Here is a 1,211-nt window from a genome sequence, read left to right as displayed (position 1 = left end):
TTCCGAGGCTAAAAATTCTAGAAGTACTTCAGCAGCCAGACTGCCAGCACATCAGTGCTGAAGATTTGTACAAAAAGCTGATTGATCTAGGTGAAGAGATAGGTCTAGCAACTGTTTATCGCGTTCTAAACCAATTCGACGATGCAGGTATTGTTACTCGTCACCACTTTGAAGGTGGCAAGTCAGTCTTCGAATTGTCAACTCAACATCACCACGACCACCTAGTATGTCTAGACTGTGGTGAAGTAATTGAGTTTTCTGACGACATCATTGAAGAGCGCCAACGCGAAATCGCAGCTAAGTACAATGTGACGCTAACAAACCACAGCTTATACCTATACGGTAAATGCAGTGACGGTGGTTGCAAAGAAAACCCAGATGCGCACAAACCTGCAAAATAATTTGCTTGTAGATTAAAAATAAACGCCAGTTAAAGCTGGCGTTTTTTGTATCTGTACTTTTTGTTTTGCTTAATCCAAAAACAAAAATGCCAGCAATTGCTGGCATTTTTCTATAGGTAACGATTGAGATTATTGGTTCTCAATTTTCGCCCATGTATCACGTAGGCCAACCGTGCGGTTGAACACTAGGTTATTTGCAGTTGAATCTTTAGAATCCGCACAGAAGTAACCCATACGCTCGAACTGGTAGCCTTGCTCTGCTTCTGCAGATGCCAGGCTTGGCTCAACGAAACCGTTGATCACAACGAGTGAATCAGGGTTAATGGTTGAAGCGAAGTCTTCTGCTGCTGCAGGATTTGGAACAGTGAACAAACGATCGTATAGGCGAATTTCTGCTGGTAGCGCTTTATCCGCAGATACCCAGTGAATTACGCCTTTAACTTTACGACCATCTGCTGGGTTTTTGCCTAGCGTTTCAGGATCGTAAGTACAGTAAATCGTTGTGATGTTGCCTTCCGCGTCTTTTTCAACACGCTCAGCTTTGATCACGTAAGCACCACGTAAACGAACTTCTTTACCAAGAACTAGACGCTTGTACTTTTTGTTCGCTTCTTCACGGAAGTCTTCTCGCTCGATCCAAACTTCACGAGTAAACGGAACTTCACGCTCACCCATTTCAGGTTTATTTGGATGGTTAGCCAGCGTTAGATTTTCTACAGCGCCCTCTTCAAAGTTCTCAATAACAACTTTAACAGGGTCCAACACAGCCATCGCACGAGGTGCATTTTCGTTTAGGTCGTCACGAATACA

Annotated in this window: 1 protein-coding gene and 1 pseudogene; one reads left to right on the top strand and one right to left on the bottom strand. The window is 43.6% G+C overall.

Features of this window, described 5'->3' with window-relative positions; translation table 11 throughout:
• The coding region (gene fcrX, locus R7E00_RS24165) for a ferric iron uptake transcriptional regulator FcrX (RefSeq protein ID WP_318124789.1) at nucleotides 1-401 on the top strand (401 nt) is incomplete at its 5' end.
• Nucleotides 402-530: 129 nt separating this feature from the next.
• Here fcrX and R7E00_RS24160 read toward each other — a convergent pair.
• Nucleotides 531-1,211: pseudogene (locus R7E00_RS24160) on the bottom strand (glutamine--tRNA ligase); the annotation flags it as partial.

This window comes from Vibrio sp. Vb1755 (assembly GCF_033338635.1).
Classification (GTDB): Bacteria; Pseudomonadota; Gammaproteobacteria; order Enterobacterales; family Vibrionaceae; genus Vibrio; species Vibrio alginolyticus.
Note: the sequence above shows the minus strand (reverse complement) of the source record. Positions and strands in the feature narration are given on the sequence as shown.